Here is a 7,742-nt window from a genome sequence, read left to right on the forward strand (position 1 = left end):
GACTGTAGAAAAAAACTCCTCCTCTGTTCAGTACAGCAATATATATACGGATACAGACCTTAGATACGATCTAATAGGAGATAAGGTTAAGGAGAACATAGTAATAAACAAACCTCAGGAAAATGTGTCCTACAGCTTTAATTTGAATGCTAAAAACCTTATACCACAGCTTCAGAAGGATAACAGCATAATTTTCTATGACGACAAGGACAGTAAAAAAGCAGTATTTCAGATGCAGGCACCTAATATGTATGATGCCAAAGAAAGTCAAAGCGATGCTGTGAAGGTAAGCCTAGATAAAACGAAAAATGGTTACAGCCTTACAGTGACTCCAGACAGTGACTGGCTAAACAGCAGTGACAGGGTATATCCTGTAACAATAGATCCTCCAGTAGAGACTAATATAGATAGAGCAAAAATACAGGATACCTTTGTAAGCTCTATAGACACTGAAAATAAAGCAAACAATATATTGCTATATGCAGGTTTTTATAATAATCTTGGAATACACCGCAGTTATGTTAAATTTGAATTACCTCAACTAGGTCCATCTGACATGGTTATACATGCTCAATTATCCTTGGCATGCGATAGCTTATATAATGGTGGAGGACAAGTAAACGTACATAAGGTACTGAGCGATTGGAACACAACGAATATAACTTGGGCTAACCAACCTGGATATAACTCAAGGATAGAAGATTATAATACACCAGTTGCAGGCCAATGGAGTGATTTTGATATAACCTCTATAGCAAAAGAATGGTACAATAGCGGAAACAATTTTGGATTAATGCTTAAGGCTGACAATGAAAACAGCGGAGATGCAGCTTTCAGGTCCGCAGATACCACTGATGCAAATGCAAGACCAAGAGCCTATATAGATTATGTAAGCAATACTGGACTTGAAAATTACTGGACCTATCATTCTCAAGATGTAGGTAGAGCTGGAGAAGGCTATGTTAATGATTATAATGGGAATTTAGTTTTTGTACATGATGATGTAAGTATGACAGGTAATAGAATTCCAATCAGTATAAAACACATTTATAACAGCAATGAAGCATTATCGAATTCAAATATAGGGTATGGTGCGGGTTGGAAATTAAATCTAAATCAGACAATAAGTACTCAAACCTTTGAAGATGGAACCTATTATGTTTATATGGATGAAGATGGTACAAGGCATTACTTTAAACAAGATTCCTCTACAAATGTGTATAAAGACAATTCAGGATTAGATTTGACACTTACTAAAAATTCTGATGGTACCTTTACCATTAAGGACAAGAAAGATAATATGCTAATATTTAACTCTGCTATGTATCTGCAATATATAACTGATAATAATGGTAACAAGCAAACCTTAGTGTATAACGGTACTCAGTTAAAGAGTGTAATAGATCCGTCCAATAGAAAGGTAAATCTTGATTACGACTCTCAGGGTCAGCTTACTACAATTACCTCTCCAGATGGAAGTAAGATTAATTATGAATATAATGATGGAATGCTGACAAGCATTACCTACGCTGATGGTAAAAAAAGCTTTTACGGTTATTATAATAACAAATGCCTTGCTTCAGCATTAAACAACGATGGAAATGAGATTGTATACAACTATAGCGGTGGATTAGTTCCGCGAGTAAGTAAAGTTTTAGAAAATAGCATCAATGGATTAATGGGATCTGAGAGTAATATAAAGTATGGTGATAATTCTACAGATATAGCAGGCATACCGGCAGTATTCAATAAAAATAATAGTGCGTCAGGGGTAAACATACTTGATGTAAATTCCCCAGACAATAAAGGAACAGTCAGAGCAATAAGACTTAATGCGGGAGCAAACACACCGGTAATATATTCTGATAACCTAAAATTAAAGTCAAATACTACTTATACTGTAGATTTTGACTATTGGTCTGATACAGATAATAATATATTTAATGTTGATTTTTACCCTGATGATTTGCCAGAAAAACTATTCACGGCAACAAAAACCTTGCAGCATGCTTCTTGGGAAGTAAGTTCAGCATCAACGAATATGAATAATGCATGCTTTAGAGTATTCAATAATAAAACAATACCAAATGCATCAAATATCTATGTAGCTAATTTAAAAATCAGTGAGAAAGGAAATTTTAATAACATAGATCCGAATGCAAGTATTACTAAAGGTAATGCAGATATAATAGATGCTTATGTTGGAAGAATCTCAAATAATTTAAAAACTATTAGGTTAAATAGCGGAAGTACCATACCTGCTATATATTTGAAAAGATTCAGTTTGAAGCAAGATACTGATTATGTGATAGAATTTGATTACTGGTCAGATGCTGATAATGTAACTTTCGATGCAGATTTATACCCTGACGATTTGCCTCAAATTTATCCTATAGCTATGAAAGCGCAGCAGCACTATGTCTGGAATATTAGATCTTCCTCTGCTAATATGAATCAAGCTATACTAAGATTTTTTAATGATCACAGTATTCCTAATCCGGCTAATATATATATATCAAACATAAAACTATATGAGGCCAGTAGTAGTAATACAAAAGCAACAATTAGACAGGGAATACAGGATAAGATCGATACATACCAGTTTAATAATTTGGGAAATACAATAGATATAAAGGATGAAGAAGGGAATTCCCAATACTATAAGTTCTTCAATAATGATAATAGCGATAGTGAAGATGCTTCAAAGAAAAATAAACTTCAATTAGAATCAAAACTTCAGAAAACTACCATTAATCTATTAAGTGATCACAATCTCGAAGTAAATAGAGATTGGGCAGCCTATTCAGGCCCTAATGGGGGAGATGGTTCTTGTGTGTTTAGTAATGAAGACAGCTATATGGGAAATTATTCTTTTAAAATAGTGAAAAATCAGGCAACAAATAATAATTCAATTTGTAACTTCACTCAAAATATATCATTAGACAAAGGGAAAACCTACACTTTATCAGCTTACATTAAGACTAAAGATATAAGTAACACAGTGAATAAGGGAGCCGGAGCATACATAAGCTATCAAGATTCTGACGGTCAATGGAAAAAAGCTTATTCTTCCTTTATTTCAGGTACAAATGACTGGCAAAGGGTGGAATTGAAATTTACCATGCCTCAAAATGCTGCAAGCAATACTGTATCGGCAGGAGTTGGAATTATAGACGAAGCAGGAACAGCTTATATTGATTGCATTCAGCTTGAGGAAGGCTCCGTAGCTAACAGATATAATATTGTAGAAAATTCAGATTTTCAGTACGGGGGAGATGTGCCTGACTTTTGGAGTAGAAGTGGTGCAGCTAATAGCAATGATAAAGCTATAAATTATAATGATGCAACTTATCCTGTAGGAATGAATAACAGATGTTTTCAAATCGCAGGGGGCAATACCTTGGACAAACAACTAAGTCAAAATGTTGGAGTAAAAGGTAATCAAGGAGATATACTTGTTTTCAGCGGCTGGGGAAAGGGCGATTCTGTTCCTTTAAGTAGTGGCAGATATTTTGGACTAGAAATAGACATCAATAAAAATGATAACACTGTTCAAAAGTTGCAAATTCCCTTCAATGAGGATACTGCAAATTGGCAGTATATATCAGATGTTGTGAAAACTGATGGTGCCTATAAAAGTGTGACTGTAAAAGCACTTTATACAAATAACTGTAATATGGCATACTTTGATAATATACAAGTGTACAAGGAGGAATTCGGTTCAAGCTATTCCTATGATTCAAAAGGAAACCTGGTATCCATACAAGCTGTAGCAAATCAAAATTCACAAAATGAATTTAATAGTAACAATGACTTGGTAAAGGCTGTAGATCCTAAAGGTAATCAGTTTACTTATAATTATGATAGTAATCATAATATATTAAGTGCAGCCTCTGCAGAAAATGTGGTATATAATTTTAAATATGATAGCAATGGAAATCCTTTAAGTGCAACTATAGGAGACAATACACTTTCCCTTACTTCCACAAGCACATATACATCAAGTGGTAATTACACGAACTCAGTTACAGATGCAGCAGGAAATTCCGTAAAGTATAATTGGGATGAGAATAGAGGAGTACTAAACAGTGTTACTGACAGTAAGGGAAATACTACTCAATATGAGTATGATTCTATGAATGAATTAACAAGAGCCTCTGCTAATGTAGGAAATACAACTGTTGAAAATAAATATAGCTATTCAAATGATAGAATAAACAGCATCACGCATAATGGTTTTAATTATAATTTTTCCTATGATGGTTTAGGAAACAATACCTCTGTAGCAGTGGGAAATCAAAATTTAATAAATAATAACTATGAATCAAGAACAGGGAGACTGTTAGATTCAACCTATGGTAATGGAGCTAAAGTATCAAATAATTATGATGAACAGGGGAGACTTCAATCAAAAGCTTATCAAGAAAGTGGAGATTCCAGCAGTAAAATTGGTTTTAAATATGTGTATGATGCCAATGGAAACGTGGGCTTTAAAGAGGATTTGCTAAATGGTGTTAATTTTAGATATGTATTTGATATAGCTAATAGACTAAATCAAATAATAGCTTCCAATGGCTTTAAAACAACTTATAAATTTGATAGTAACAATAATGTTTCAAGTTTCATAGAGCAATATGGAGATAAAACATATACAACTAGTCATACTGTAGACAGGGACAATAGGGAAACCGCTACTAACATAAATGATGGAAGCACTATAAAATATGCCTATGATAAACTGGGAAGATTAACAGGAAAAACAATAAATACCTCAGCTACTGCAAGCAATATTCCTACCAAGGTGTATACTGTAACTGGCAATTCCTCAGATGTTACCTCAGGCGATATCGGTAGTGACAACATATCTGCAAGATATGTAAAGCTGAATATAACAAAAGGTACTCAAACGGGAGCTGCAGATAATTTTGCTAGAATTAGAGAATTGGAGATATATACTGATTTTGAAGGAGTCAGTAACAAAACAGTAACAGCCAGCTCTTATAATAGTGAAGCAGGAAATCCTAAAAATGCTATTGATGGATTAACTACTACTAAGTGGTATGATACTACAGCTGCACCACATTGGCTAACCATAGATTTAGGTGCACCTGTGGAAATTCATAATTGGACTGTTAAGCACGCTGGTTCAGGTGGAGAATCCACTAGTTATAATACAAGAGATTTTAAACTTCAGGTAAGTAATGATAATATAAATTTTACGGATGCTGACACTGTAACTGGTAATACTGATAGCATTACAAATAGAAATGTACAAACTATAGGAAGATATGTGAGATTATATATAACAACAGCAACTCAACCAGGCTGTCAGGATAATTTTGCAAGAATTTATGAATTCTCAGTAAATGGATATAAAGATATTGCTTATAATAAATCCGTTATTGCAAATTCCTATAATTCGCCAGCAGAAAGTCCTTATAATATAGTGGATGGATTAACTAATTCACATTGGTGCTCAACTGCTGCAACAGCTCCTCAATGGGCAATTGTAGATTTAGGACAAGCATATAATATAAGAAAATATGTACTTAGGAATGAAGCTACTGGGGGTCAGCCAGCATATTATAATACAAGTGATTTTTCTTTAGAGTTTAGCAGCAATTCATTTAATATAAATTACGAATATAACAATAATAACAAGCTAGCGGCTATAAATCTACCCGATAATGAAAGCATCAGTTACAGCTATGATGCCAATGGAAATATAGTAAGCATAGTTCAAAACGGCAAAACCATAAGCTACAGCTACAACGAGCTAAACGAGCTTATAAGGGAAGACAATGGAGTGCTGAATAAGAGCATAACCTACAGCTATGATGCAGGTGGGAATATACAGACAAAGACCGAATATGCTTATACCACAGGAAGCTTAGGAACCGCCACAGCCACTCACAGCTATACTTATGGAAACAGCAACTGGAAGGATGAGCTTACAGCCTATGATGGAAATGCAATAACCTATGACGCTATCGGAAATCCGTTAACCTATGCAGGCTACAGCTACAGCTGGGAGCAGGGAAGACAACTATCAGGCATCACAGGCAATGGCTTAACTGCAAGCTATAAGTATGATGACAGTGGCATAAGAACTCAAAAGACAGTAAATGGAGTAACCACAAACTACCACTTAGTTGGCAGCGATGTAACTTATGAAGACAACGGTACGGATAAAATATATTATACTTATGACAGTGCAGGAAAGCTTGTGTCCATGAACCTAAATGGTGTAGAATACTATTATGTAAGAAATGGACAAAGTGACATCATAGGACTCTTCGATAAGACAGGAGCACAGGTAGTAAGCTACACTTATGATACATGGGGTAAGCTAGTGTCCATAGATGGAAGCCTTAAGGATACTGTAGGAGTGAAGAATCCATATAGATACAGAGGCTATAGGTATGATACAGAGACAGGGTTATACTATTTGCAGAGTAGATACTACAATCCTGATTGGGGCAGATTTATAAATGCGGATGCTATAGTAGGACAAACAGGAGATTTGTTATCAACTAATATGTTTGCTTATTGTGAGAATACACCTTCAAATGGATATGATGCAGATGGATTTAGAATGGTTATGGATCCAGACAGTACTGTTGGGGTGTATAATTATAATAATTGGAGTAGACAGCAAGAAATAATAGAAGCTGCACAGCAGAATATAAGTTATGCTAAAACCAATTATGGTGAATATGATTTAGATATGGGATACACAGGGAGAATTGACAGACCACATGTAGAGAATGACCAAGACCATGTGCATATATTAAAGAAAAAGAATGAAGTTTCAAATCAAAATGCGGATGGAACACAACATCATGAAAATAAATGTAAACCAGGAGAACCTCCAAGAAGCGTAAAAAAGACCCTAAAAAAGAAATCAGGATGGGATTGGGATGCAAACGAGGCGAAACAAAATACAGCTAAAGTAGTAGTAGGAGTTGGAGGAGGGTATCTAATATATAGAGGAGTTAGAATGCTTCCATCTTTACTACCACCATTTTGGTGGACAATTCCAGCTAATGCTGTAGCTCCATAAACAGATTGTTAAAAGGAGTGTTTATATGAAGTACTTTACAATGGAATTATTATATCCATCATATAATAATATGACAGACCAAGAATATGAAACTAACGACAAAATTTGGATGGATAATCTGACTACTTATTGGAAGAAGTTTGGAGAATACGAAAATAGATTGCCAATTCGTTTTGTAAAAGAATACCGTAAACATGCATTTCATGATTATAGTATAAATTCAATAAATTATTATAATAATGGGACTAAGAGAATTGATAGCAGTAATGTTGAATTAAAAATTAGTTTTGATAATAATAAATTTCTAATAAGATATATTGGAGTAACAGCATATAATATATGCGCGAATAATCTTAACAATATTAGTGAATGTGCTTTTTTATATAGTGAGATACTGCAAGTAGATGATAAGAAAATGTCTCATGAGATAATATTTGAAGGTAAGAATACAGCTTACATTGAATTTAAAAAAATTATGTTTAAAAGATTATAAAATAAAATTGACACAAAAGATTCCATCATATTTTTAAATATTGTGGAATCTTTTGTTGTTTATAAGTAACCGCCCAAAATTCTCCGTATACAAATTTCTAATAAATTTTGATAAACTAAATCCAGTAGAAAGCATGTATCATCACCGCTTCGCTATTGGATTTAAGCTAGTTCTTTGAATTATGAA

Annotated in this window: 2 protein-coding genes; both read left to right on the forward strand. The window is 34.0% G+C overall.

Annotation, left to right across the window (positions count from 1 at the left end; all coding sequences use genetic code 11):
* On the forward strand, positions 1-7,063 hold a 7,063-nt coding region (locus IAI10_RS24080), incomplete at its 5' end, for a discoidin domain-containing protein (protein ID WP_315675861.1).
* Positions 7,064-7,088: 25 nt separating this feature from the next.
* Complete coding sequence (locus tag IAI10_RS24085; RefSeq protein WP_315675862.1) at positions 7,089-7,556, forward strand: hypothetical protein; 468 nt, start codon at positions 7,089-7,091, stop codon at positions 7,554-7,556.
* The last annotated feature ends 186 nt before the right edge of the window (positions 7,557-7,742 follow it).

This window comes from Clostridium sp. 19966, assembly GCF_032335695.1.
Lineage (GTDB): Bacteria > Bacillota > Clostridia > Clostridiales > Clostridiaceae > JACTOJ01.

Coding starts and splice junctions, on each gene's coding strand:
- IAI10_RS24085 (WP_315675862.1), top strand. CDS start 7,089: ATGAAGTACTTTACAATGGAATTATTATATCCATCATATAATAATATG.